Consider the following 25,749-nt stretch of genomic DNA (forward strand, 5'->3'; position numbering starts at 1 on the left):
CGCCGCCTTCCCCCTGCCCCGCCCCACCCCCGCCCCACCCCCGCCCGCCCCGGACACCGAGTTCGACGACTTCGCGGGCGGCACCCCCACCCGGCGCCCCTGGCAGCGCGCGGCCCGCAACGCCCTGCCGTCGGTGTTCCGCACGCCCAAGCCCGCCGCGCCCCCGGAGGCCCCGCGGGTGTCGTCGCGGTCGGTGCCGCTCCCGCCCGCCCAGCAGGCCCCAGCACCCCGACCCGTTCCCCACCAGGGGGCGGCCCAGGCCGCTGGTCGCCAGGCGCCCGCGCCCCAGCCCGGTCCTCCCCAGGCTGGCCCTCTCCAGACATCGGCACCCCAGCCCGCTGCCCGCCAACCGTCCGCACGCCGGTCCGCTGCCGATGAGGCGCCTCGCCAAGCCCCTGCCGACCAGACCGCGCCCGTTCCGGTCGTCCAGCAGCCACCGCCTGCGCCCACTCCGGGGCAAGAACCCCCGGCCGGGTTCGTGCTCGCCCCCCGGACACCCGCGCGACCCGTCCAGCCCACGCCCCCCGAGCCCGACCCGGCAGCGGAGGAACAGGCAGCCGGGGCGTCCGCCGCGCGCAGGCTGTTCGCCGCCACCTGGCCCCCCGCCGGGCACGAGGCCGACGCCTTCGAGGCGCGCGTGCTCCCGGTGCCGGACAAGCCCGCCGCCTGCCCTGCCCCGACACCCCAGACGACGCTCCCGGCCGAAGGTGCCTCGGCGCCTCAGGCCTCGGCGGAGGGCGATCCGGCGTCGGTCGAGTCTGCCGTGAAACCCGGGGCCGAGCCTGCCTTGGCGCCTCGGGGGGAGTCCGGGTCTGCTGGTGTCGAGGCGGATGCCGAGAGCGAGGGCGCGCGGTTCGGGGGTGGCGCGCCGGTGTCCCGGCGCTCGGCTTCCACCATGTCGCCGGTGGCTGGGGCGCCTGCCACCGATCCGGTCGCGAGCCCTGCGGCGGTGTCGAGGCCGTCCGCGCTGCGGCCGACTTCCGCTGTCCCGCCGCCACTCGCGTCGCCTGCGGCGCTGCGTCCCACGTCCGCCACACCCCTTGCCACCGCGCCGGTGCACGCGTTGCGGCCGACGTCCGCCGTGCCGCCCCCGCCGCAGCCTGCCCCGGCACTGCGGCCGAGGCCGGAGGACCCGGCCCCCGCCGTGCCCGCGCCGGTGGTCCGGCGGGCTCCCGCGCCGGTGTCCGAGGGGCTGGCCGCACCCGAGGCCGAACTGGCACCCACTACCGAGCCGACAGCCGAGATCGGGTCTGCACCTGAGGCGTCGGCGTCGACGGGTTTTCGGGGGCGGTTGTCCGAGCCGCAGGCCGCACCCGCCGCCCCGCAGGTGGTGGGGCCGCCGACGGGGCCGGGCATCGCGTGGCCTGCCACCGACGCGGCGTCGGACGAGTCGGCGGCGGAGCAGACGCTGATCATCCACGGGCTCACCGGGCAGCCGGTCGACGAGCAGGTCGCCGAGGTGGACGACTTCGCCGAGGCCGACGGCCAGGCGCACGGGCGGGCGGTGGAGCACCCGGCCGGGCCGCCGCAGCCGCCGGGGTTCGCCGTGCTGGCGCAGCCCGAGGGGTGGCAGGCGCCTTCCGGTGAGCAGGGGTTCCCGGTGATCGACGGGGCCACCGCCGAGCCCGCGGCGCGGCGGCCGTGGGGGGTCATCGCCGTGGGTGGGGCGTTGGCGATCGGGGTCGCGTCCTTCACCGCCTACCTGCTGGTCGGGGGGACGCCGGTGGTGCTGGAGCCCGACGAGCCGGGGACGCCGACCGCCGGGGCCGCGCCCGCGGGCGGGTTGATCGAGCTGGACCCGCCGGTCGACCGGGGTGGGCGCATCGAGCTGTCGTGGCGCAGCGACAAGCAGCTCGACTACGCGGTGATCCTCGCCGCGGAGGGGCAGGAGGCGACCGGGGAGGTGGTGGGGCGGGTCACGTCCGCCACCGTCGAGGTCGACCCCACGCTGCGCTACTGCGTCCTCGTCCAGGGCACCGACGCCGCGCGCACGTACGAGAGCCGGGCGATCGGGCTGCGGGGGGCCACCTGCCGCAAGTGACCGCTGCGCGGTCGCCGCCGCGGCGGTATACCGGTCATGTGCTCGGGGAGGAGAGGCGATGACCGGCAAGGTGGACTTCCAGGGTGTCCGGTGGACGAACCTGGTGACGCTGAACATGCGGGCCCAGGAGAGCCGCGAGGGCGGTCACGTCCTCGGTGACCGGATGGCCGAGGAGCTCGTCCGCACCATCGACTACGACTTCGACTCCCTCAAGATGCGCCTGACCTCCGGCGATCGCTACCTCGTCGCGCTGCGCGCACGCCAGCTCGACCGGTGGGTGGCGGACTACCTGGGGCGTTTCCCCGCCGCCACGGTCCTGCAACTGGGGTGCGGCATGGACAGCCGCGCCTTCCGGGTCCCGCGCGGCGAGGGCACCTGGTTCGACGTCGACTACCCCGACGTCGTGGACCTGCGCCGCAAGGTCTACCCGGAGCAGGACCGCTACCAGCTCGTCGGCTCGTCGGTGGTCGACGGCTCGTGGTGGGACCGCGTGCCCACCGGCGGCCCGGTGCTGGTCGTCGCGGAGGGCCTGTTCATGTACCTGCGCGAGGACGACGTGCGCGCCATCCTCACCCGCGCCACCGAGCACTTCGACACCGGCGAGGTCGTCTTCGACGGTCTCAGCTCGTGGGCCGTGACGGTCAGCCAGTGGTTGCCCCAGCCGTTCGGTGACTTCGGCATGGCGTGGGCTGTCCAGGACGGCCGCGAGGTCGAGCGGTGGGTCCCCCGACTGCACCTGGCCGAGTCCCGCCCCGTCCTGCACGACTACCAGGACGTGCCGATCAAGGCGTTCCAGGTGGGTTACCGGCTGTTCAACAGCGTGCCGGCACTGCGCGACACCATGCGCTTGTTCCGCTACACCTTCTGAGTCCTACGTCATCCTGAACCGGTTGCGGCCGTGCGGGGTTCTGCGCGCCCCACTAGCTTGTGCTGTGTCGGTGGTGGACACAGTGGGGGATTCGCGGATGCGGCGCGCAGGTGTGGTCATCCTGGCTGGGCTTCTCGGTGCGGGGTGCGCGGCGGAGTTGCCCGCGGCTCCCAACGAGGTGACGACGGCGGACGGTGTTGTCCGGGGATCGGTCTCCGGTGATGCTGTTGTGTATCAAGGGATTCCCTTCGCCCAGCCTCCTGTGGGCGCGCTTCGGTGGACTGCGCCGAAGCCGCCCCAGCCGTGGCAGGGGGTTCGGGATGCGACTCAGCCGGGGCCGCGGTGCGCGCAGGGCGTCGGGCAGCCCGGTGCTCCGGGGGAGACGCCCGCTTCCGATTCCGAGGATTGCCTGTACCTCAACGTCACCACGCCGAGCACCGCGGGCACCAAGCGGCCGGTGCTGGTGTGGGTGCACGGAGGCGGGTTGCGCAGCGGGGCGGGCAGTGACTACGACATGCGCCGCTTCGCCGCGGAGCAGGACGTCGTGGTCGTCACCACCAACTACCGGCTGGGGGCCTTCGGGTTCCTCGACGTACCCGGTCTCGACGGGGGTGGGCAGTTCGGGTTGCTCGACCAGCAGGCCGCGCTGCGGTGGGTGCGGGACAACGCCGCCGCGTTCGGTGGTGACCCGGGCAACGTCACCGTGGCGGGCGAGTCCGGTGGCGGTGACAGCGTGTGCGCCCAGCTCGCGTCACCGGAGGCAGCGGGGCTGTTCCACCGGGCCGTGATCCAGAGCGGCACCTGCGGGGACACCAGCGTCGTCGAGGCGATCCTGCCCGGTGCGGGGCCCGTCCTCGCGGCGTGGAAGCCCGCTGCCGTGGCCGAGCCGCTGGGCGTGGCCCTCGCGGGGTCGCTCGGTTGCACCGACCCCGCCACCGCGGTGGACTGCCTGCGCGGTGTTCCCGCGCCCCAGTTGCGGGAGGGGGCGGACAAGAGCGGCGCGTACTACTCGCCCACGATCGGCCGGGGCGTGCTGCCGGAGTCCCCTGGGCAGGCCATCGCGGGCGGTGCCATCGCGAGGGTGCCCGTGCTGACGGGGATCGTCGAGGCCGAGGGCGCGCTGTTCCTCTCCTCGGGCGGCTTCGCCGAGAAGCCGTTGACCGAGGAGACCTTCACCGGGATGGTCACCGCCGCCGCGGGGCCGCGCGCCGCCGAGGCCATCGCGGCCTACACCCCGAAGGGCGGCGCCACCTTCAACAACGCCTGGTCGCGGGTGGTCACCGATCGCGCGTGGTCGTGCGCGAACCTGCGCGTCTTCCAGGGGCTCTCCGCCGAGAACCCCACCTACGCCTACGAGTTCGCCGACGCGAGCGCCCCCAACGCCTTGGCCGTCATCCCCGAGGACCTGCGCGGCAAGGCGACCCACGGCGCCGAGCTGCCCTACCTGTTCACCCTCGTACGGGGCCAGCCCGCCCTCACCGCGGAGCAGGAGGAACTGGGCAGGTCGATGCGCGCCACCTGGGCGGGCTTCATGCGCGACGGAACCCCCGGCCCCTGGCCGTCCTTCCAGGACAAGGCCGCGATCACCCGCCTCACCACCGGCGGCACCACCCAGGTCGACGCCGACGACTTCGCCGCCGCCCACCACTGCGACATCTGGGCGCGGTAGGAGGCGGCCTCAGGAGGTGCGGGCCAGGAGATTGCTGATCGCGGTCGCCAGGTCGTCCTTGCCCGCTGCGGTCGCCTTCTCCACCACGGTCGCCGGGGTGGAGGGGGTGATGCCGAGGCGGTGGGTGATGAGGGACAGGGCGCCCAGGGCGGAGTGGGTGGAGCGGCGGGTCTCGACCGCCTCCGCGGCCAGGGCGAACATGGCCGCGTCCCGGGCGGCCACGTCCGGGCACCACAGGTGGACGACGGTGGTGTCGACGACGGCGTAGGAGCCCAGGGAGCGTTCGGGCAGGGGGCCGCCCGCGGCGAAGGCGGCAGCGGGCAGGGTGAGGCGCCAGCTGCCCTCGGGTTGGCGGGTCATGGTGCAGCCGGTGAGGCCCCTCGTCCGGGACCACTCGGTGATGGCGCTGGGGGAGGCGGCCTGGTCCTCGGCGTCGAACAGGTCGTGCACGACGGGGATGGAGGCGGCCAGGGTCGTCATGTCCGCGTCGGGGGTGGGGCCGAGCCTGCTGTAGGCGAGGACGTCGCCGCCCGCGCGGACCAGGTGCAGGGGCAGGTAGGACTGCCGCTCGTCGAGTCGCTTGTGGACCTCCAGGGCGAGGGGCAGGCCGTGGCGGGCGCGGTCGGCGACGGCGAGGTCGGGCTCGGGGGTGCTGGGGCTGAACAGCCGGGGCAGCGCCGTGGCCTCGGCGTCGGGGACCAGCAGCGGGTGGTGGGTGGTGGGCAGCGGGCGGGCCAGGAACGCGTCGAAGTGGAGGGTGAACTCCTCGGTCTTGCGCCGGTGCACCTCGCCGTCGCGCAGGGAGCGGCGGCCCAGCTCGGTGAGGGCGTGGGTGTCGTCGGTGGTGGTGACGTGGTCGAGGGCGCGCAGGTGGCGCAGGGTGCGGTCGACCAGGGGTTCGTCCAGGCCCAGCAGGGCGGCGAGCCCGTGGGCGGTGCCCAGGCGGGCCTCGGCCAGCGCCCGCGCCACGAACCGGTCGATCAGCTCGTAGGGCGCGCTGTCGGTGGTGGTCGCCTCGACCCGCACCGACCACACGGGCAGCAGGACGCTGAGCACCCGGGCGGGCTGGCGGCCCGTGCGGTGGGCGGCGTCCTCCAGCGCCCGCTCGACGGGGTAGGGGAACAGCGCGCTCATTCGGCCCTCCCGAGCCACGACACGACCTCGGCGGCGGGCCGCAGGTCGCCCGCGCGGTCCACGTGCGACCGCAGGGTGCGCACCAGGGCGGCGAAGTCGCGGTTCTTGGCCGCGGCCAGGCTGTCCAGGTCGCCCACGAGCACCAGTTGGCGGGTGGCCAGGGTGAAGGCGGTGCCCGCGCGGCGCGGGTCGTCCTGCGGGCCGGTGGCGCCGGTGGTGTTGCTGCGGGTGAAGCCGTAGAGCACCACGTCGCGGGCGCCGCCGTCGAACCCGTCGACGGTGCTCACCTGGTCGGTGCCCTTGCGCAGCAGCGAGCGCACCAGCTCGGCCTGGGCGTCGTGGGCGACCAGCACCACCCAGTCGCGGTCGACGCGGGTGAAGTGCCCGGCCAGCGCGGCGAGCAGGGTCGCCTCCAGCCGGTTGGTGACGCCGTCCTCGCCCCGGGTCTCCTGCCGGTCCTTGGCCTTGCCGGTGTCGACGAAGGCCAGCGCGCTGCGGAAGTACGGGTCGTGGTGCTCGCGCTCGCCCACCGCGCGCAACCGGCCGCCGTGGAAGGCCGCCGAGACGAACTCCGCCACCGGGCGGGGCATCCGCCGCTGGTCGAGCACGTAGCGCACGTGCGCGGGGGGCAGCGCGGGGATCAGCTGCTCCAGCGCGCTGGCGGTGAGCAGCTGGCGCACCTCCGAGCCGGTCGCCGGGTCCAGCTCGACGGCCGGGGGCAGCTGCCGGTGGTCCCCGACGAGCACCGCCCGCCGCGCCCGTACCACCGGGGCCAGCAGGTCCGGGGTCGCCACCCGGCCCGCGGCGGGCACCACCACCAGGTCGAAGTCGGTGCCGGTGACCTCGGCGCGGGCGGTGGCGGCGGCGCAGTCGGCGCCCACCACGTCCGCGCAGCGCACCAGCTCCGGGTGCAGCCGCTCGGCCGACCCGGACAGCGCGCCGTGCCAGTCGTCGAGCAGGTTCGCCCGCGCCTGCCACACCGGCATCCGCTCCAGCAGCCACCCGCGCAGGGCGGCCAGCGAATCGGCGTCCCACGGCCCGAACCCGGGCGCCTCCTCCACCGGGGCCACGGCGCCGACCAGGTGGTCGGCGATGGTGGCGGCGTCGGCCACGCACGCGTCGCGGTGGCGGCGGGCGGCCAGCAGCGACTCGCCCGCCTGCACCACCGCCGGGTGCGTGCGGGTGGCGCGTTGCAGCGCGAGCAGGGCCTGGTGCTGGTCGACCTGCGCGGCGCCGAGCTGCCCGGCGAGCTGCTGGGCCTGCCCGCCCGCGGACTCCGCGCGGTGCATGTGGACGTCCGCGCGCTGCTTGTACCAGGCCCCCAGCACCGGCCACGCGCTGCGGTCGGCGGCCCGGTCCTGCTTGTCGGTGGCCTTGGACGCCTCCCGGCGCGCCGCGCGCAGCGCCTGGTCGAGCTCCCCGACCTGGCCGGTGACGGTGTCGACGACCTGCCGGGCGCGGCCGGTGGTCTGCGCGCGCACGTCCTCCAGCGCCTGCTCGGCCACGGCCAGGCGGGTGTCGGCGTCGACCACGAGCCGGATCCGCTGGTCGAGCTGGGGCAGCCAGGGGCGCAGCTCACCGACCCGGTGGTGCAGCCCGCGGGTGCGGTCGACCCCCGCCAGCACCTCGGCGCGCAGCTCGTCGGCGCGGCGCTCCAGCTGGTCGTCGCCGACGCGGACGACGACGAGGTCCTTGGGCAGCGAGGCGAGCACGTCGTCCACGGCCCGGTTCGACGTCGAGGTCACCAGCACCCGGCCCGAGCGGCGGGCGGCGGTGTCGACGACCTGCGAGGTGGTGTGCGTGGTGCCGGGGGTGCTGACGATGAGCGCGATGTCCCGGGCGCCCAGGGCGGTGCGGTAGGCGTCGAGCTGCTCGGGCGTCAGCTCCAGGGTGGGCTCGTCGTCGGTGGGCGCGATGTCCTCGGCCTGGTGGTCGATGAACGCCCGCAGCAGCGCGGGGTTGCGGGCGCCGCCGTCGCGCAGCAGCTCGACCGCAGCGTGCCGCTCGGCGTGCAGGACGTCGGGCGTGGCCAGCTGGAGCCTGCCCCGGGTGGGGATCGTGTCCGGCAGCGCGTCGAAGCGGACGGTGACCACCCCGTCCGCCGTCGCGGTGACCCGGCCGATGCTGTCCTCGCCCGCGATGCGCACGAACGCGTTGCGGGTGGGCGGGCGCACACCGTCGGCGAGGCGGAACGCGCAGTGCTTGGGGCCGGTGGGTTCCGCGGCGGTGTAGCCGAACAGCGGCCGGGGCGCGAGGTCGCGGGCGGTGTCCACGGCGGTGTCGAGCTCGTCGAGGAAGCGCTGGTGCGCCGAGTCGCGCTCGACCCGGGGCGCGGGTGCCAGCAGCCCCCAGTTGCGGCGCAGCAGGTCCCAGTCGACCTGGCTGCCGGGCGGCACGTCCTGCGGCAGCCGCACCGCCGCCCAGGTGGCGCTCAACCGCAGGCAGCCGCGGCTGAGCTGGTCGTGGTCGCCCAGCCGCGGCTTGCGCGCGTGGAGCAGCAGGAACGCGTCCTGGGCCGCGCTGACCCCCAGGTGCAGCACGAGGCCCCGGGTGTGCAGCAGCAGCTCGTCGCCGCGCAGGGTGGCGGGCACGACACCGCGCAGGGCGTGCACGACCTGCTGCGGGTCCGGCCCCCGGTAGTCGCGCGCGGGGACCAGCACGGTCGTCCCCCGCAGGTCCACGGCCACCTGCATCGGCTGCGACCTCCCTCGGCTCGGGCCCGGGTGTCGCGACCCGGCGGTTCGAGGATAGCCACGACCGTCCCGAATGGCCTTGCGCCGCATCGGTTCTTGTCACCCGCGCTCAAGAACCGGTGCGGGGTTGCGCCGCTGGTCAGGACTCCGGGCGGTCGATGACCCGCAACCAGGAGCCGTCGGGCTGGCGGCGCACCAGCTGGACCCGCCCGCCGGTACCGTCGGTGGGGCGGGTGGAGGTCAGCGCCAGGTCGCCGTTGACGACCGTGGGCAGCGGGTCCTCCAGGGTGAAGGTGGGGCCGTCGGCCACCAGGGCAGCGCACACCTCGCGGATCGCGTCGCGGCCCACGGTGCGGGCGCCGGGCGGGAAGGCCAGCACGGCGTCCGGCTCGTACAGCGCGGCCAGGCCATCGGCGTCGCCCGCGTTGGCGCGCTCGACGAAGAAGCGGGCCAGGTCCTCGGGGGTCATCGCCTTCTCGTAGCTGCTCTTCGCTGCGTTGTCCGGTGCTGTGTTGTTCGGTGCTGCGTTGCTCATGGCTCCACCGTGGACCCAACCGCTCCAGAAGTCCAAGAGATGCTCGTTCTGGCGTCTATAATCGCCCGTTATGGAGCTGCGGCAGCTGGAGTACTTCCTCGCGGTCGTCGACGAGGGCGGCTTCACCCGGGCCGCGGCGAAGGTGCACGTGGCGCAGCCGGGGGTGAGCGCGCAGGTCAAGCGGCTGGAGCGGGAGCTGGGGCAGGAGCTGCTGGACCGCTCGGGGCGGCAGGTGCGGCTGACCGAGGCGGGGCGCGCCGTGCTCCCCTTCGCCCGCGCCGCCCTCGCCGCCGTGGCGGGCGCGCGGGACGCGGTGGACGAGCTGGCCGGGCTGGTGCGCGGGCGGGTGGCGGTCGGCACCGTCACCTCGCACAGCGTCGACCTGCCCGGGTTGCTCGCCCGCTTCCACGACGCCCACCCCGGGGTGGAGATCACGCTGCTGGAGGGGCCGTCCGGGGCGCTGGTCGAGCGCGTGCTGGCCGGGACCCTCGACGCCGCCATCGTCTCGCTGGGCCAGGACACCCCGCCGTCGCTGGGGTCGCTGGTGCTCAGCGACGAGGCGATCACCGCCGCGGTGGCCCACCACCACCCGCTCGCCGGCCGCGACCGGGTGCCGCTGCGCGAGCTGGCCGGGCTGCCGCTGATCTGCCTGCCGCACGGCACCGGCATCCGGTCGCGCCTGGACGCCGGGTGCGCGGCGGCAGGGGTCGAACCCACCGTGGCGTTCGAGGCGGGGGACCCGGTGCTGCTGGCGCAGTTGGCGGGCAAGGGGTTGGGCGTGGCGGTGCTCCCGGACTCGCTGGCCCGCTCGCGCGCCGACCTGCACCCGCTGGCGATCGTGGAACCCGCGCTGCGCGGCCGGTTGGTGTTCGCGTGGCGCGGCGGCGGGCCGGGAAGCCCGGCGGGACGGGCGCTGGTGGCGTTGGCGCGCGCGGAACTGGGACAGGAGTCGGTGGATGGGTGAGCTGGTCGACCTGTACGCGGAGGGTGACCTCTCCGGTGTCGTGACGGGGGTGGCCCCGCGCTGGCGCGTGCGGGCGGAGAACCTGCCGCACGCCGCCACGCAGGTGCTGCTGCGGGACGGCCGTGGGCGCGTCTACGTCCACCGCCGCACCGCCACCAAGGACATCTACCCCGGCGCGCACGACGCCTGGGCGGGCGGGGTGATCGCGTCGGGCGAGGACATCGACGCGGGTGCGCAGCGCGAACTGGCCGAGGAGCTGGGCGTCACGAGCCGCATCCGCCCCTGCTTCCGCTACTGGTACCGCGACGAGCAGGCCAACTACCTCGCCTGCGTCTACGAGGCCACCCACCGCCCCGCCGACGGGCCGGTGCGCCACCAGCCGCAGGAGGTCGCCGAGGGGTGGTGGATGCCGTGGGACGAGCTGCTGCGCCGCCTCGACGACCCCGCCTGGCCGTTCACCCCGGACGGCCGCGAGTCGGTCAGGCGCTACCTGGCCTTCGGCCCAGGTTCGCGGTGACCTGCTTCGTCGGCTTGTGCGGGAAGCGGCGCGCGGCGTGCTCCTCGGCCGCCGACCCGGCGTGGACGTAGAGCGGTTCCACCTTGTCTTGCAAGGGTTTGAGCACGGTGTCCAGGAAGGCCTTGCGGTCGTCGAGGTACGGGCCGATGACGTCCTCGCCCGCCGGGCAGACGGCCATGCAGTACGCCGCCTTGTAGTTCGGCTTGAACGACAGGCTCTGCCACATCGACGCGTTCTCCGAGTCGGTGACCCGCGACCGGAAGTCGGCGCCGTCGCGGCTGTCGGCCACGGTCTCCACCCACTCGGTGAACCCGCCCATGAACTCCCGGTAGTTGTGCGTCGAGCACGCCAGCCAGTCGAAGTCCTCGCCGTCCTTCTTGATCGCCCCGACCGGGCAGGCCGCCACGCACAGCTTGCACTCCAGGCAGGGGTTGTAGTCCAGTGCGGTGCCGTGCGCGGACACCTCGGCGTCGAGCAGCAGGGTGGCGAGCAGGATGAAGTTGCCGAACCGGGGGTGGATGACGTTTCGGTGGATCCCCATGGCGCCCATGCCCGCGGCGACCGCCACCGTCTTGTGCGCCACCACCCAGATGCGGCCGGGGTAGCGGCCCATCTCCATCGGGAACGTCGCCGACGGGTTGAGCGCCCGCACGCCCGCGTCCTCCAGTTCGCGCACCACCTGCCGGGCGGCGGCGTTGATCAGCTCGCCCGCGTGGTGGAACTCCTGGTTGGCCACGCTGCGCGCGGGGGAGCGCACGTCCTCCCGGTTCATCCGCACCACCAGCGACACCAGCGTGCGCGTGCCGGGCATGGCCGCGAGCGCGTGCTCGCGCTCGCCCGCGAGGTCGGGGTGGTCGAGCGGTACGGCGGCCGCGTCGTCGGCGCCCGCGCGCAGGCACAGCTCGCGCAGCCAGCCCGCGTCGAGCACGGCCGGTCCCGGGCGTTCCCCCCGTTCCCGCACCGCGCGCACCGACGGGTGCTCGGCCAGCTTGCGCGGCAGTTCCTTCGGCATGGGCGCACCCTCCCTGTTGCGGACCGATCGGTCCCGGACCGGCCGGTCCATCATCGGCGGTGGCGTCCGGCGCCGTCAAGGACCGATCGGTCCGTTATGCTCGGGGCGTGGCACGCACCCCCGCACCGGGCACCCGCGAGCGCGTCCTCGCCGCGGCGAGCGCGCTGTTCTACGCGCACGGCGTCCGCGCGGTGGGCATGAACCGGGTGATCCAGGAGGCGGGCACCGGCAAGAACCTGCTGTACCGGCACTTCCCGGAGAAGGCGGACCTCGTCGCCGCCTACCTCGCCCGCGTCGTCGAGATCCGCACGGCGGAGGCCGCGGCCGCCCTCGCGGGTGCGACGTCCCCGCGCGACCGGCTGCTCGCGCTGGTGCGGGAAGTGGCGGACAAGGTGGCGAGCCCGGCGTTCCGGGGCTGCGCGTTCCGCAACTACCTCGCGGAGTTCCCCGACCGCGAGGACGAGGCGCCCGCGGCCGTCGCGCGGGACTACCTGCGGCGGACTCGGCGGCAGGTCGCGGAACTGGCACCCTCGGCGGAGGTCGCGGAGCGGGTGTGGCTGGTGGTCGACGGCCTGTACCTGCGAGCCGCCTACCTCGACGCGGGCGAGGACCGGGAGGCCGCGGGGCGGGCGGCGGTGGACCTGGTGGAATCGCTCCTGCGGTGACAGCCCGTGCTGGGACGATCCGCCAAAAGACGCTAGATCGCCCGACCGCCGTGTCCTAGGTTCTGCTTAGGCGACCCTTACCTGGACGGTGGCGATGACGGCGGTGGACGAGGGCTTCGCGGCGCGGCTGCGGGCGGCGACGCGGGACGAGCACGAGCGGGCCGAGCGCTCGGCGTTCGTCGCGGACCTGCTGGGGGGCAGGCTCGGGCTGGGCGCCTACGCGGCCCTGCTGGCCCAGAGCCACGTGTTCTACGGCGTGCTGGAGGAGGCGGGCGAGCACTGGCGCGGGGACGCGGTGGTCGGCCGGTTCGTCATCGACGGCCTGCTGCGCCGCGGCGCCCTGGAGCGCGACCTCGCGTACCTGCTGGGCCCGGGGTGGCGCGCGGGCGTGCGGCCGCTGCCCGCGACGCTGTCCTACGTGGACCGGCTGCGCGAGGTGTGCTTCACCGACCGGGGCGCCTTCGTCGCCCACCACTACACCCGCTACCTCGGGGACCTCTCCGGCGGGCAGGTCATCCGCCGCAGGCTCAAGGACCTCTTCGGGCTCGACGGCGACGGCGTGCGCTTCTACGACTTCGACGCCGTCGGCAAGCCCAAGCCGTTCCGCGACCACTACCGCGACCTGCTCGACACGACCGCGTGGGACGAGGACGAGCGGGCGTCGCTGATCTCCGAGGCCAACGTGGCCTTCCGGCTCAACCGCGCGGTCTTCGACGACCTGGGGGGCGTCCACCACGCCTGACCCCGGGGGTGTCGAGCCCCCGGGAGGAGACGACGCGCACACAACATGTGGTGCCGCTACCGGTCGACGCGCCTGTGTATTGTGCCGAGCAGCTGGTTCGGCCACCCCGCCAGGGTGGTCGTCGCAAGAGGGAACCCGGTGCGAGTCCGGGACTGCCCCGCAGCGGTGAACGGGAACGACCGCCGTCAGGAAGCACTGGGCCCCGGCCCGGGAAGCGACGGCCAGTAGGTCCGCCTTCGGGCGGGTGCCCGTGAGTCCGAAGACCTGCCAGCGCCCCGCGTGCGACCGCGCGCGGGTGTCCGGGCCCCGAGGGAGGGCCCGAGGACAGCGCGGTCACCCCTGCCCGCCTCTCCTCGGCCCCGCCCCCGCGGCCGCTCGCGAGGAGAGAGCGTGACGGCAGCACCCACCACCCACCCAGCACCCGCCGGAACCGGCCCAGCAGCCCCGACAGGCGTGCGCGTGCGCGGGCGCGACGGCGCCCTGGTCCCGGTCGACCTCGACGAGGTCGTCGCCGAGGTGACCCGCGCCGCCGCGGGGCTCACCGAGGTCGACCCGCTGCGGGTGGCCACCAAGACCCTCAGCGGCCTCTACGACGGCGCCACCGCGGCCGAGCTGGACCGGCTGCGCGTCCAGACCGCCGCCGAGCTGGTGGCCGAGGAGCCGCAGTACAGCAAGCTCGCCGCGGCCCTGCTCGGCGCCTGCCTCGACCGGGAGGTGCGCGGCCAGGGCATCACCTCCTTCAGCGCCTCGATCGCCGTCGGCCACGCCCAGGGCCTCATCGGCGACACCACGGCCGCGTTCGTCGCCGAGCACGCCGAGGTCCTCGACGCCGCCGTCGACCCCGAGGCCGACCGGCGGTTCGAGTACTTCGGGCTGCGCACCGTGCACGACCGCTACCTGCTGCGCCACCCGTCGACCCGGCTGGTGGTCGAGGCGCCCCAGCACTGGCTGCTGCGGGTGGCCTGCGGGCTGTCCACCACCCCGCGCGAGGCGATCGGCTTCTACCGGCTGCTGTCGTCGCTGGCGTACCTGCCCAGCTCGCCCACCCTGTTCAACTCCGGCACCCGGCACACCCAGATGTCGTCGTGCTACCTGCTCGACTCCCCGCGCGACGAGCTGGAGTCGATCTACGAGCGGTACGCCCAGGTGGCCAGGCTGTCGAAGTTCGCGGGCGGCATCGGCGTGCAGTGGTCGCGGGTGCGCTCGCGCGGGGCGCTGATCCGCGGCACCAACGGCCACTCCAACGGAATCGTCCCCTGGCTGCGCACCCTCGACGCCTCGGTGGCCGCGGTGAACCAGGGCGGGCGGCGCAAGGGCGCGGCGTGCGTCTACCTCGAACCCTGGCACCCCGACGTCGAGGAGTTCCTGGAGCTGCGCGACAACACCGGCGAGGACGCCCGCCGCACGCACAACCTCAACCTGGCCAACTGGGTGCCCGACGAGTTCATGCGCCGGGTGGAGGCCGACGCCGACTGGTCGCTGTTCGACCCCGACGAGGTGCCCGAGCTGCCCGACCTGTGGGGCGCGGACTTCGACCGCGCCTACCGGCGGGCCGAGGCCGACGGCCGCGCCGTGCGCACCGTCCGCGCCCGCGACCTCTACGGCCGGATGATGCGCACGCTCGCCCAGACCGGCAACGGGTGGATGACCTTCAAGGACACCGCCAACCGCACCTGCAACCAGACCGCCGAGCCCGGCGCCGTGGTGCACCTGTCCAACCTGTGCACCGAGATCCTGGAGGTCACCAGCGACGAGGAGACCGCGGTGTGCAACCTCGGCTCCGTGAACCTCGCCGCGCACGTCACCCCGGCAGGCGTCGAGTGGGAGGCGCTGCGGGCCACCGTGCGCACGGCGGTGCTGTTCCTCGACCGCGTGATCGACGTCAACTTCTACCCCACCGAGCAGGCCGCCCGCAGCAACCCGCGGTGGCGCCCGGTCGGGCTCGGCGTCATGGGCCTGCAGGACGTGTTCTTCACCCTGCGCCTGCCCTTCGACTCCGCCGAGGCGCGCGAGCTGTCCACGCGCATCGCCGAGGAGGTGTACCTCACCGCCCTCGACGCCTCGGTCGACCTGGCCCTGGAGCACGGCCCGCACCCCGCCTACGCGGGCACCCGGGCCGCGCGCGGGCAGCTGCAACCCGACCTGTGGGGGGGCACGCCCACCCAGGCCGAGCGCTGGGCCCTGCTGCGCCGCCGGATCGCCGCCCACGGCCTGCGCAACTCGCTGCTGGTGGCGGTGGCGCCGACGGCCACCATCGCCTCGATCGCGGGCTGCTTCGAGTGCATCGAGCCGCAGGTGTCCAACACGTTCAAGCGCGAGACCCTGTCCGGGGAGTTCTTGCAGGTCAACACCTACCTGGTGCGGGAGCTGAAGGCGCGGGGGCTGTGGACGGCCGACACCCGCGCCGCGCTCAAGCGCGCGGACGGGTCCGTGCAGGGCTTCACCGAGCTGCCCGAGGACGTGCGGCGGCTGTTCCGCACGGCGTGGGAGCTGCCGCAGCGGGCGCTGATCGACCTGGCCGCCGCGCGCGGCCCGTACGTCGACCAGAGCCAGTCGCTGAACCTGTTCGCGGCCGCGCCCACCATCGGCAAGCTGTCCTCGATGTACCTGCACGCCTGGAAGTCCGGGCTCAAGACCACCTACTACCTGCGCTCGCGCCCCGCGACGCGCATCCAGCAGGCCACCGTGCCCGGCGCCGCCGCGCCGGTCGAGGCCGTCGCCTGCTCCCTGGAGAACCCCGAGACCTGCGAGGCCTGCCAGTGACCCGCCCCACGACGCTGCTCGACCCCGGCATGGACCTGACGCTGCGGCCGATGCGCTACCCCCGCTTCTACGACCGCTTCCGCGACGCCATCAAGAACACCTGGACCGTCGAGGAGGTGGACCTGCACTCCGACCTGGCCGACCTGGCCGCGCTCTCGGCGGCCGAGCGGCACCTGGTGCAGCGGCTGGTCGCCTTCTTCGCCACCGGCGACACCATCGTGGCCAACAACCTGGTGCTCAACCTCTACCAGCACGTCAACGCCCCCGAGGCCCGGCTGTACCTGTCGCGGCAGCTGTTCGAGGAGGCCGTGCACGTCCAGTTCTACCTGACCCTGCTCGACACCTACCTGCCCGACGAGCAGGAGCGGGCGCAAGCGTTTGCCGCCGTGGAGAACATCCCCTCCATCCGCGACAAGGCCGAGTTCTGCTTCCGCTGGATCGACTCCCTCGCCGCGCTCGACCGGCTGCGGACGCGGGCCGACCGGCGGGCGTTCCTGCTCAACCTGATCTGCTTCGCCGCCTGCATCGAGGGCCTGTTCTTCTACGGCGCCTTCGCCTACGTGTACTTCCTGCGCTCCCGGGGCCTGCTCAACGGCCTGGCCTCGGGCACCAACTGGGTGTTCCGCGACGAGTCGATGCACATGGCGTTCGCCTTCGACGTCGTCGACCAGGTGCGCGCCGAGGAACCGGAGCTGTTCGACGAGGAGTTGGCCGAGCAGGTCCGGGCCATGCTGCGCGAGGCCGTCGACGCCGAGACCCGCTTCGCCGAGGACCTGCTCGGCGGCGGCGTGGCGGGCATGACCCCGGCGGACATGCGCGCCTACCTGGAGCACGTGGCCGACCGCAGGCTCGCCGCGCTGGGCATCGACCCGGTCTTCGGCTCGGCCAACCCGTTCGCCTTCATGGAGCTGCAGGACGTGCAGGAGCTGTCGAACTTCTTCGAGCGCCGCGTCTCGGCCTACCAGGTCGCCGTCCCCGGCACGGTGTCGTTCGACGAGGACTTCTGACCCGCGTCCCCGGGGGCCCCGCCCGCCCCCGGGGACGCGGTGACGCAGCGGCACGCGGACTGGACCATCGGTGTCGCGGAATCACCCGAACTCCTGCGTGCGCCCCCGCGCCCCCCGCCGCTACCGTCGAACTCCCCGAACCCCGCCACCCAGGAGAACGGCCCGTGTTGACCCCGGCGTCCCGCGTCGACGTCGAACTCGTCAGCCCCGCCTACCCCACCCCGGGCGCGCTGCACACACTCACCCGCGCCCTGTCCCCGACCGTGTGGTTCACCGCCGAACCGGATGCCGAGCCCGCCAAGCCCTGCGCGGTGTGGTCGCTCGTCGACTCCTCGGGCTACAACGGGGTCCGCGCTGTCGGCCGTGCCTCGGTGCACCTGGCTCCCGGGCACAGGAAACTGCGCGCGCCTGTGGTGTTGGCCGATGCTGCGGGGTACGGGCCCAGCTTGGACCCTGTTGTGGGGCTGACCGGGCGCGGGTTCCTGGACGCGCTGACGAGTGCCGGGTATGACGTGGTGCTGGTGGGGTTCGCCGAACGCCACGCATACGTGCAGGCGAACGCGGGGGTGTTGGGGGAGTGTCTGCGCCGGGTGTCGGCCGAGGGGGTGACACCGCTGGTCGTCGGCGGTGTGGGAGCCGGAGGGGTGATCGCCCGGCTGGCGTTGACGCGGTTCGAGTCTGCTGTGGACGGTTTCGCGCCGGTGTACCTGTCGCTGGACGCGCCGCACGAAGGCGCGTGGATCCCGCTGATACTCCAACAGTTCGCTTACTTCTTCGAACGCTTCCCAGGTGCTCCGGTACCGCGCGCGAACTACCTGCGATCCGTGGCCGCGCAGCAGCTGCTCACGGCGTGGGTGCCTGACGCGAAGCACTCGGGCCCGGTGGTGTCGCGGCTGCGCGGGGAGCTGGTGCGCGACCTGAACCGAGCGGGCGGGTGGCCGCCGCGATCCCGGTTGGTGGGCGTGTCCTGCGGGGTGGGCACGGGCAGGCGGTCCGATGTGGAGCCCGGGGCGATGGCCTTCGACTGGCGCCTGGGCAGCGATGCCGGTGCCACGGCCCGCTTCCAGCCCGACGGCGGGGAGGACCAGGGCATCGGCGCGGTGGAGGCACTGCTGGAAGTGCGCCGCGCCGCCACGACGGCCGTCCCCGCGTTCGACAGCGCCCCCGGCGGGCTGAGCGACTTGTTCGGCCAGGCGGCGGACGCCGTGGGCGCGAAGATCGCCGAGGAGCACCGCAGCTCCTGCTTCGTGCCCGCGGTCAGCGCCGCCGCCCTGCCCGGGGCCGACCTGCTCACCCCGGTGGCGACCACCCCGACCCGGTTCGACGCCTTCCGCTGCGCGGGGACGAACCTCCCCCACGGCCACCTCGACGACACCCTCACAACCTGGGTCCTCGACCAGCTTCCCTAGCCGCTCGCTCAGCCCGCGGGCACCGCCTAAACGACGCCGGTGTACCGCGCGACCGTCGCCCGCAGCACCTCCGCGTGGGTGTAGATGTCCTCGACCGACTGGATGGGGATGCGCGTCTCCACCTTGTTCTCGTCGAACACACCCAGGTACTTCTGGGTCCGGTTGAACCACAACCGCGCGATCGGCTTGCGGTTGTTGTCGTCGAACAGCACCCCGAAGTAGGTCTTGGTGTCCCGCGCCACCACCCGCCCGGTCGGCACCTCGCTGCACACGATCGCCCGCACCACCCGGAAGCCCTCCAGCTCGTCCTCGGTGGTCACCACGTCCCCGCCGACCTCCGCCGCGGGCTCCTCGACCGCGGGCGCCACCACGCTCGACGGCACCGTCAGCACCATGTCCGGCGTGCCGAGCGCGTTCTTCAACCGGTCGTTGACCTGCTCGTTGAGGAACTGCCGCGTCGCCTTCTCCACCAGCGGCACGAACTGCTCCCGCACCCGCTGGGTGAAGGACCCCTCGTACACGCGGGTGGTCAGGAACCGCACCCAGTCCTCGTCCGGCGCCTTGAACTGGCCCGCCAGCACGCGCTTGAGCTGCCCGATGTACTTCAGCTCCCCGGCGGCGCTGAGCACCGAGTCGAGGTCGAACGCCCCCTTCGCCTCATCGATCTCGATGCTCGCCCGCGCTGCTTGATCCGCTGGATCAGCGTCTGCGCGTACTCCGCGACGTCCATCGCACTGAACCATCGCTGTCGGTGTGTCGTGCTGATCGGGGAGCCCCTCCGGGGCCGACTGGGGCGTGTCTGACGCACCCGATCGGTCCACGGAGGTCCTCTCGTGCGCTGTGACGCCCGTGCCGCAGTTGAGGGATGTCGCGCACGACAGTGCACGCGAGGGTCGGTCACCGGTGCGTCCAGGCCCCTGCGGTCAGGCGCGGCGCCAGTCGTTGGTGATGGCGACGCCCGCGAGCCGGAACAGCTCGGTGACCGGGCAGCGGCGCGCGGTCTCGGCGCCGAGGGTGGCCACCTGCTCGTCGGTCGCGTCGGTGGTGACCACGGCGTCGACCCGCAGGTTCTGGAAGGTGGTCTCGCCCTCCCGGTGCTGGCCGGTGGTCATGGTGGTGGGGTTGAAGTCGGCGGCGACGTCGATGTGCACGTGCTCGATGGTGATGCCGAGCTCCTTGGCCACCACCTGCGCGGTGACCTGGTTGCACGACGACAGCGCCGCCAGGGCGTAGGCCAGCGGGCTCGGGTGCGCGTCCTGGCCGCCGAAGGCGGGGTACGCGTCGGTCTGGATCGTGTACTCGGCGCCGGACACCGCGACGGTCTGCGCGACGCCGGTGCCCTCTCCGGAAACGGCGAAGGTAATCAGTGGCATGGCAGCAGGGAACCAGCCGAGCACTGACCAGACGAGACTGTCCACTTGGTGGAATTGATCCTGCGGCCTCGGCTCGGCTGGTGTTGTCACCCGATAGTCCTGGTGGCGACGGGTGCCGTTCAGCAGGCGCGGGCGATTTCCGCGGTGAACGGAATTCGCGCCGCCGTGCACCGGGCCGCACCGGAAATGGAGAACCTGATGATTGCGGAGGCCGGGCCGAAGGGTGTGTCGGAAAGGCCGAAGACGCCTGTCGTGAGCGATGGCGACCTCAGTGGCGGGATCCGCGGGGACGACGACGCGGTGGGCGTCGACGCGGCGGGTGCGGTGCCGGGACGCGCGTCACACCCGCACGGGGAAGACGACCCCCCGGTCGCGGATGAGGCCCCACTGGCTGACCGGGAGGTCCGCGATGACGAGCAGCTCGTCGATGTTCTGGAAGCGGCCCCGGTTGTCGACCACCAGGGCGGCCTCGGCCTCGGTGAGGCCGCAGACCCGGGCGATGACCTCCGCCGGGGCGCCCGCCAGGTCGACCAGGCCGCCGTCGTCGTAGCCGCGGGCCAGGTCGGGGCGGCCGATGCCGAGGTCGCGGGCCAGCAGGGGGTCGGACTCGACCAGCTGCTTGGCCTGGGTGCGGCGCTCGCGCGCGGCCAGCGCGCTCGCCACGTGCGGGTCGACCGCCGCGGGCTGGGCGGCGGGCACGGGGGCGACCTGCGGTGCCGCGATGGCGTAGGCCCGCCTGCGCAGGCCGCTGAGCTGCGCGCAGGCCGCCACCACGACGATGATGGCCGCGATGGCGAAGGGCCACGGGGCGCGCCCGGAACCGTCCTGCAGGATCGAGGTGCCCGCCAGGATGCCCACGTCGACCGCGCCGTAGGCCAGTGCCAGCAGCACCACCCGGCGCTCGCGCAGCCGCACCGCGGCGTGCACGAACGGGACGAAGGCGAAGAGGCCGATCGTGGCGATCGGCACGATGAAGTACCACAGGCTGACCACGCGGCGTAGTGCGTTCACGGTTGCTGTCTCCCCGATAGACCCGTATGCCATGAATCTATCGGGGAGGATCACGCAGTGTTACCGGATTGGGCAAGCGGGGTCCGCTGCGGCGATCAGCAGAACCAGCCGCCCTGGACCCAGCCGCGCTGGTTGACGTGGCCCATGGCGTAGCCCTCGGCCCAGCCCTTCTCCGAGTAGCGGGACACCTCGAAGTGCTCCCCGCGGAACAGCGTGCCGATGATGACGCCCGCGGGCTGGGTGCGGACGTAGAGCGAGTCGGCGCAGACCTCCTCGACGGTGCCCGCCGAGGCGATCGGGGCGGCGACGACGAGGGCGGCGGCGGTCAGGGCGGTGGTGATGGCGGTGCGGCGCACGGTGGCCTCCGGGTCAGTTGAGGGTGAAGCAGGAGCGCAGGAGGAACCCCCACTGGCTGGTGCCGTGCCAGAACACGTCGGCGGAGTAGCCGTTGGAGGTGATGTAGCGGACGCCGATGTAGTTGCCCTGGTACAGGGTCGCGATCGGGTCCCGGTGGCCCTCGGTGGGCGAGTAGTTGGCGAATAGCGTCGCCGACTGGCAGGAGATGTGGGCCGCGCGGGTGGGCTGCCACGGGTCGTTGATGGTGCCGCTGCCCGACTGGGCGGTCGCGCCCGCGGTGGCGGACAGGCCCACCAGCGACGCCGCGGCGGCCAGGGCGGCGACGGTGCCGCGCAGGGCGGAGGGGAGAGCCATGCGTGGTTCCTCTCGGGTTGGCGGAGAACCGGTTGGGTAAATCAGTACCGACACCCCGCCACATCCGGGAAGACGTCAACATGACCAGGCGTGCACAGGTGATGACCAGCCGTGCACCCCACCGGCGTGTCGCGGCCCGGTTCAGTCCACGGCGCGCCACGCCTCGCGCGCGGCGTCGGCCCGCTCCAGCCACCCCCGCCAGGTCGCCGCGCAGCCCGCGGGCTCGGCCCACGGCGACGAGCACTGGACCATCCGGGTGCCCGGCCGGTCCAACCACCTCAGCACGAGGGCGACCTCCTCGCCCACCGCGCCGCGCAGCGGACCCTCGCCGGGCAGCACCGTCTCGGCCGAGGCCACCAGCAGCTCCACCACCGGCATCGGCCGCACGCCGCGCCGGGCCACCCCCGCCGAGGCGAGCCGCCCGTGGCGCACCACCGCGAACTCCCAGCCGCCCGCCCCGTCCGGGCGCGCGGCGACCAGCTCGGCGACCGCCGCCAGCGCCGCCAACCGCTGCCCCCGGTCCAGCCCGCGCACCAGCGTGCGCATCCGGTCGCGGTCGGCCCTGGCCTGCTCGAACCGGCGCGCCTCGGCCAGCTCGGTCAACCGCAGCGCCAGCCGTCGCAGCGGGTCGGTGCTCGCCCCGGCCACCAGCGACGCCACCGCGGCCACGGCGGGCGCGTACTCCTGCGCGCTCTGCCGCCCCGCGCACGGCGCCGCGCAGCGCTCCAGCTCGGCCAGCGCGCACGGCGTGGCCGACGGGGACTTCGCCGGGATCTTCACCGTGCACGGCCGCACCCCGGTCGCGGCCTGCATGGCCTGCATCGCCTCCTCCGCCCGCGCCCGGCCGCGGAAGGGCCCCAGCGCGCCGTCGCGGGCGGTGCGCACCAGCGACAGCCGGGGGAACGGCTCGTCGGTCAGCACCACCCACCAGGCGTCGCGCGGGTTCTTCGACCGGCGGTTGTAGGCGGGCTTGTGCGCCGAGATCAGCCGCAGCTCGCGCACCTCGGCCTCCAGCGGGTGCGCGCACACCACGTGGTCGACCCGCTCGGCCAGCGCCACCATCTCCCGCAGCCGCGCCCGGGTCTCCGAGCCGGTGAAGTACTGGCGCACCCGCCGCCGCAGGTCCGAGGCGGTGCCGACGTAGAGCACCTCGTCGGAGGGGCCGCGGAAGAGGTAGACGCCCGGCTCGTGCGGCAGGTCCTCGGCCAGCGTCCGCTTGCGCCGCTGGGCCGGGGTGACCTCGGGGATGTAGTCCAGCAGCTCCTCGACGGTCTGCACGCCCAGCGACCCGACCCGCTCCAGCAGCCCGTGCAGCACGTCCACGGTGGCCTTGGCGTCGTCCAGCGCGCGGTGCACGGGCGTGGTGCTCGCCCGGAACAGCGCGGCCAGCGCCGAGAGCTTGCAGCTCGGCGCCTCCTCCCGGCTCAGCACCCGCCTGCCCAGCCGCACCGTGCACACCACCGCGGGCTTGGGCCAGGGGTAGCCGAGCCGGGCGCAGGCCGTCTTGAGGAAGCCGACGTCGAACCCGGAGTTGTGCGCCACCAGCACCGCGCCCGCGGCGAACTCCAGGAACGCGGGCAGCACCGCGTCCAGCTTCGGCGCCGCGCACACCATCACGTCGGTGATCCCGGTGAGCGCGACGACCTCCGGCGGGATGCCGCGGCCGGGGTCGACCAGGGTGGCGAACTCGCCCAGCACCTCGCCGCCGCGCACCTTGACCGCGCCGAACTCGGTGATGGCGTCGTCCTCGTGGCTGCCGCCGGTGGTCTCCAGGTCGAACACCACGAACGTGGTGTCGCGCAGCGGCGTGCCCAGCTCGTCGAACGCCAGCTGCGGCGGGGTCTCGGTGCTCATCGCGGCCGACGCTAGATCACCCCACCGACAGTCCCCGCGCCCGTGTGAGGATCAGCCGGTGGACGACCAGCGACCGACCGGCCCCCTGACCAGCACCGTCCTGCGCGCGGTCCGCCCCTGGGGCGCCGGGCCCCCGGTCGACGTCCGCTTCCGCGGCGGCGCCGTGGAGGCCATCGGCCCCGACCTCGACGGCGATGAGGTCGTCGACGGCGGGGGCGGCATCGCCGTGCCCGCGTTCGCCGACGCGCACGCCCACCTGGACTCGACCCGCCTGGGCCTGCCGTTCCGGGAGCACACCGCCGAGCCGGGCCTGCGCGGGCTGATCATGAACGACCGGGCGAACTGGCGGCGCGCGGAGGCCTCGGTGGCCGACCGCGCCACCCACACCCTCGGCCGCACCATCGCCCGGGGCGCCACGGTGGTGCGCAGCCACGCCCAGGTCGACACCGACTGCGGGCTGGAGCGGCTGCACGGCGTGCTCGCCGCCCGCGACGCGCACGCCGGGCGGGCGGTGGTGCAGGTCGTGGCGTTCCCGCAGGCGGGCGTCCTGCGCGACCCCGGCACCGCCGACCTGCTCGACGCCGCCCTGCGCGAGGGGGCCGACCTGGTCGGCGGGCTCGACCCCGCGGGCTACGACCGCGATCCCGTCGGGCACCTCGACACCGTGTTCGGCCTGGCCGACAAGCACGGCGTGGGCGTCGACGTGCACCTGCACGACCCCGGTGAGCTGGGCGCGTTCGAGGTCGAGCTGATCTGCGAGCGGGCCCTGGCCCTGGACCTGCGCGGGCGGGTGGCGATCAGCCACTGCTTCGCCCTGGCGGGTGTCGACGCCGACCGCCAGGCCGCGCTGGTGGACCTGCTGGCCGAGGCGGACGTGGCGCTGACGACGGTGGCCCCGGGCGCGCGCGAGCCGCTGCCGGTCGACCGGCTGCGCGCCGCGGGGGTCCGGCTGGGCCTGGGCCAGGACGGCATCCGCGACTACTGGTCGCCCTACGGCAACGCCGACATGCTCGACCGCACCTACGAGTTCGCCCACCGCTCGGGCCTGCGCCGCGACGACGAGATCGCCGAGCGGGTGCGGGTGGCCACCACCGGCGGCGCGGCGGTGTGCGGGCTGACCGGCCACGACCTCGTCGTGGGCGGCCGGGGCGACGTGGTGGTGCTGCGCGGCGACGCCCTCACCGCCGCCGTGGTCGACCGCGACCCGGACCGGCTGGTGCTGCGGGCCGGGCGGCTGGTGGCCCGCGCCGGTGAGCTGTGCTGACCCGCCCACCGGCCCCCGCCCACCGGCCCCCGCCCACCGGGGCGCGGGCCGTCCACCCGGCGGGACGTGATCGCCGCCCGCGCGGCGGACCGGGCGTGCCGACTACCCTTGGGGGGTGACCCCCTCGTCGGAGCCGGTCGGCCCGGCCGCGCCCGAGCCGTCCACAGCGGACGGCCCGGGGGTCGACGCGCCCGTCGAGTCCACTGTGGAGGAGTCGGCGGGGTGCGCGCCGTGGCCCGACGCCGTGCCCGACCCGGTGCGCGCGCGCCTGGCCGAGCTGGGCGCCGAGGCCCTCGGGGCGCTGCCCGCGGTCGACGTCCCGCACCCGCTGCGCCCGGTGGCCCGGTTCGCCCCGGCCAAGCGCGCGCGGGTCGGCGGGCCCACCATCGTCGCCGCCCTGCGCGACAACACCGCCTTCCGCACCGCCGTGCTGGAGTGGCTGCGCGAGCACCGCGGCCCCGCGCTCGACCCCCCGGCCGAGGACCCGGTGGGCGTCGCCGCCGCCGGGCTGCTGCGCGGCGACCCCGGCGCCGCGGGGCACCTGGAGCTGGTGGCCAAGCGCGCCGACGACGCCGCGGCGCGGGCCGAGCGCGACGCCGCGCTGGTCAAGCTGGCCAAGGTGGAGGCCGAGCTGGCCGCGGTCCGCGCCCGGCTGGCGGAGGCCGACGGCGCCGCCGACCGGGCCCGCGCCGAGGGCGAGGCGGAGCTGGAGCGGCTGCGCAAGCGGCTGCGCGAGCAGGGCGTGCGGTTGCGCGAGGCCAAGGACGCCGCGGCCACCGCGCGCGCCGCCGCCGAGCGGGCGGGCGCCGAGGTCGACGCCAGGGTCGCCGCGCTGACCGAGCAGCTGGCCCGCGAGCGCGAGCGCGTCGAGGTGGAGCGGGCGCGCGCGGCCAAGGCGGTCGCCGACGCCGACGCCGCCCGCCAGTCCGCCCGCGAGGCCAGGCAGGCCGACGAGGTGCGCCTGGCGCTGCTGGTCAACCAGATCGGCGGCGCGGTCGAGGGACTGCGCCGGGAGCTCGTGCTCGGTGACGGCCGCGGCCCCCGGCCCGCCGACCTGGTGGCCGGGGCGAGCACCGGCGGCGGCGCCGGGCGCCGGGTGGACGACCCCAAGCAGCTCGACCGGCTGCTGGCGATGCCCGGCGTGCACCTGGTCGTCGACGGCTACAACGTCACCAAGACCGGCTACTCCGACCTGTCCCTGGCCGACCAGCGCGACCGGCTCACCCGCCAGCTCGCCGCCCTCGCCGCGCGCACCTCCGCCGAGATCACCCTGGTCTTCGACGGCGCCGGGGTGGTGGCCGTGCCGGTGGCGGGCCCGCGCCTGGTGCGGGTGATGTTCTCCGACCCCGGCGTGCTGGCCGACGACGTGATCCGGGCGCTGGTGGCCGGGGAGCCGGTGGGCAGGCTCGTGGTGGTGGCGACCTCGGACAAGGCGGTGGCCGACGCCGTGCGCGGCCGGGGCGCGCACACCGTGCCGTCGGCGGTGCTGCTGACGCGGCTGGGACGGGTCTGAGGGG

22 protein-coding genes and 1 riboswitch are annotated in these 25,749 nt (G+C 74.7%); of the genes, 12 read left to right on the top strand and 10 right to left on the bottom strand.

Features of this window, described 5'->3' with window-relative positions:
* Positions 1 to 1,291 precede the first annotated feature (1,291 nt).
* From BJP25_RS33945 to BJP25_RS01975, 3 genes are all read left to right on the top strand, one after another.
* Positions 1,292 to 2,041, top strand: a complete 750-nt coding sequence (locus tag BJP25_RS33945) for a hypothetical protein (protein WP_075973031.1) — start codon at positions 1,292 to 1,294, stop codon at positions 2,039 to 2,041.
* A gap of 58 nt (positions 2,042 to 2,099) precedes the next feature.
* Positions 2,100 to 2,909 (top strand): class I SAM-dependent methyltransferase, encoded by an 810-nt coding sequence (locus BJP25_RS01970; protein ID WP_075973032.1) that lies wholly within the window; start codon positions 2,100 to 2,102, stop codon positions 2,907 to 2,909.
* Between the two features lie 97 nt (positions 2,910 to 3,006).
* Positions 3,007 to 4,578 carry a carboxylesterase/lipase family protein gene (locus BJP25_RS01975; protein ID WP_143218833.1) on the top strand — a complete coding sequence of 524 codons (1,572 nt, stop codon included), beginning with the start codon at positions 3,007 to 3,009 and terminating at the stop codon, positions 4,576 to 4,578.
* Positions 4,579 to 4,587: 9 nt separating this feature from the next.
* Here the strand turns inward: BJP25_RS01975 and BJP25_RS01980 are convergent, their stop codons facing one another.
* From BJP25_RS01980 to BJP25_RS01990, 3 genes are all read right to left on the bottom strand, one after another.
* Positions 4,588 to 5,712, bottom strand: coding sequence for a hypothetical protein (locus BJP25_RS01980; protein WP_075973033.1), 1,125 nt, complete (start codon positions 5,710 to 5,712; stop codon positions 4,588 to 4,590).
* Positions 5,709 to 8,405 (bottom strand): AAA domain-containing protein, encoded by a 2,697-nt coding sequence (locus tag BJP25_RS01985; protein ID WP_075973034.1) that lies wholly within the window; start codon positions 8,403 to 8,405, stop codon positions 5,709 to 5,711. The genes BJP25_RS01980 and BJP25_RS01985 overlap by 4 nt, the downstream gene beginning before the upstream one ends.
* A 139-nt stretch (positions 8,406 to 8,544) precedes the next feature.
* The gene (locus BJP25_RS01990) at positions 8,545 to 8,940 is read right to left on the bottom strand and encodes a YybH family protein (RefSeq protein ID WP_075973035.1); all 396 of its coding nucleotides are present in this window, start codon (positions 8,938 to 8,940) and stop codon (positions 8,545 to 8,547) included.
* A 70-nt stretch (positions 8,941 to 9,010) separates the two neighbouring features.
* Here BJP25_RS01990 and BJP25_RS01995 point away from each other — a divergent pair, with 70 nt between their 5' ends.
* Together BJP25_RS01995 and BJP25_RS02000 are read left to right on the top strand one after the other, a co-directional pair.
* Positions 9,011 to 9,904: a LysR family transcriptional regulator gene (locus BJP25_RS01995; protein ID WP_075973036.1), complete on the top strand. Its 894-nt coding sequence runs from the start codon at positions 9,011 to 9,013 to the stop codon at positions 9,902 to 9,904.
* Complete coding sequence (locus BJP25_RS02000; protein WP_075973037.1) at positions 9,897 to 10,421, top strand: NUDIX hydrolase; 525 nt, start codon at positions 9,897 to 9,899, stop codon at positions 10,419 to 10,421. Before BJP25_RS01995 ends, BJP25_RS02000 begins: the two co-directional genes overlap by 8 nt.
* Here BJP25_RS02000 and BJP25_RS02005 read toward each other — a convergent pair.
* Positions 10,384 to 11,433 carry a 4Fe-4S binding protein gene (locus BJP25_RS02005; protein WP_075973038.1) on the bottom strand — a complete coding sequence of 350 codons (1,050 nt, stop codon included), beginning with the start codon at positions 11,431 to 11,433 and terminating at the stop codon, positions 10,384 to 10,386. The genes BJP25_RS02000 and BJP25_RS02005 overlap by 38 nt on opposite strands.
* 107 nt (positions 11,434 to 11,540) lie before the next feature.
* Here BJP25_RS02005 and BJP25_RS02010 point away from each other — a divergent pair, with 107 nt between their 5' ends.
* From BJP25_RS02010 to BJP25_RS02030, 5 genes are all read left to right on the top strand, one after another.
* Positions 11,541 to 12,098, top strand: coding sequence for a TetR/AcrR family transcriptional regulator (locus BJP25_RS02010; protein ID WP_075973039.1), 558 nt, complete (start codon positions 11,541 to 11,543; stop codon positions 12,096 to 12,098).
* Between the two features lie 94 nt (positions 12,099 to 12,192).
* Positions 12,193 to 12,840: a biliverdin-producing heme oxygenase gene (locus BJP25_RS02015; protein WP_075973040.1), complete on the top strand. Its 648-nt coding sequence runs from the start codon at positions 12,193 to 12,195 to the stop codon at positions 12,838 to 12,840.
* Between the two features lie 75 nt (positions 12,841 to 12,915).
* Positions 12,916 to 13,126: riboswitch (cobalamin riboswitch) on the top strand.
* 167 nt (positions 13,127 to 13,293) lie between these two features.
* Positions 13,294 to 15,603, top strand: coding sequence for a ribonucleoside-diphosphate reductase subunit alpha (locus tag BJP25_RS02020; RefSeq protein WP_075973041.1), 2,310 nt, complete (start codon positions 13,294 to 13,296; stop codon positions 15,601 to 15,603).
* Positions 15,600 to 16,610, top strand: coding sequence for a ribonucleotide-diphosphate reductase subunit beta (locus BJP25_RS02025; protein WP_233157873.1), 1,011 nt, complete (start codon positions 15,600 to 15,602; stop codon positions 16,608 to 16,610). The genes BJP25_RS02020 and BJP25_RS02025 overlap by 4 nt, the downstream gene beginning before the upstream one ends.
* Before the next feature lie 164 nt (positions 16,611 to 16,774).
* On the top strand, positions 16,775 to 18,019 hold the full coding sequence (locus BJP25_RS02030; RefSeq protein ID WP_075973042.1) for a hypothetical protein: 1,245 nt from the start codon (positions 16,775 to 16,777) through the stop codon (positions 18,017 to 18,019).
* A 26-nt stretch (positions 18,020 to 18,045) separates the two neighbouring features.
* On the opposite strand, the gene BJP25_RS02035 is transcribed toward BJP25_RS02030, so the two are convergent.
* From BJP25_RS02035 to BJP25_RS02060, 6 genes are all read right to left on the bottom strand, one after another.
* Complete coding sequence (locus BJP25_RS02035; protein WP_233157874.1) at positions 18,046 to 18,648, bottom strand: hypothetical protein; 603 nt, start codon at positions 18,646 to 18,648, stop codon at positions 18,046 to 18,048.
* 294 nt (positions 18,649 to 18,942) lie between these two features.
* The gene (locus BJP25_RS02040; RefSeq protein WP_075973043.1) at positions 18,943 to 19,392 is read right to left on the bottom strand and encodes an OsmC family protein; all 450 of its coding nucleotides are present in this window, start codon (positions 19,390 to 19,392) and stop codon (positions 18,943 to 18,945) included.
* Between the two features lie 339 nt (positions 19,393 to 19,731).
* Entirely contained in the window at positions 19,732 to 20,403 is a 672-nt protein-coding gene (locus BJP25_RS02045; RefSeq protein WP_143218835.1) for a hypothetical protein, read from the bottom strand.
* A gap of 95 nt (positions 20,404 to 20,498) precedes the next feature.
* Positions 20,499 to 20,759, bottom strand: a complete 261-nt coding sequence (locus tag BJP25_RS02050; protein WP_075973045.1) for a hypothetical protein — start codon at positions 20,757 to 20,759, stop codon at positions 20,499 to 20,501.
* Positions 20,760 to 20,772: 13 nt separating this feature from the next.
* Positions 20,773 to 21,114 carry a hypothetical protein gene (locus BJP25_RS02055; protein ID WP_075973046.1) on the bottom strand — a complete coding sequence of 114 codons (342 nt, stop codon included), beginning with the start codon at positions 21,112 to 21,114 and terminating at the stop codon, positions 20,773 to 20,775.
* 141 nt (positions 21,115 to 21,255) lie between these two features.
* Positions 21,256 to 22,968 (bottom strand): DEDD exonuclease domain-containing protein, encoded by a 1,713-nt coding sequence (locus BJP25_RS02060; RefSeq protein ID WP_075973047.1) that lies wholly within the window; start codon positions 22,966 to 22,968, stop codon positions 21,256 to 21,258.
* 58 nt (positions 22,969 to 23,026) lie between these two features.
* Here BJP25_RS02060 and BJP25_RS02065 point away from each other — a divergent pair, with 58 nt between their 5' ends.
* Together BJP25_RS02065 and BJP25_RS02070 are read left to right on the top strand one after the other, a co-directional pair.
* A complete protein-coding gene (locus tag BJP25_RS02065) occupies positions 23,027 to 24,232 on the top strand; it encodes an amidohydrolase (RefSeq protein WP_233157875.1) in 1,206 nt (401 codons plus the stop codon).
* A 115-nt stretch (positions 24,233 to 24,347) separates the two neighbouring features.
* The gene (locus BJP25_RS02070; RefSeq protein WP_075973048.1) at positions 24,348 to 25,745 is read left to right on the top strand and encodes an NYN domain-containing protein; all 1,398 of its coding nucleotides are present in this window, start codon (positions 24,348 to 24,350) and stop codon (positions 25,743 to 25,745) included.
* The last annotated feature ends 4 nt before the right edge of the window (positions 25,746 to 25,749 follow it).

It is taken from the genome of Actinokineospora bangkokensis (assembly GCF_001940455.1).
In the GTDB taxonomy this organism is placed as follows: Bacteria; Actinomycetota; Actinomycetes; order Mycobacteriales; family Pseudonocardiaceae; genus Actinokineospora; species Actinokineospora bangkokensis.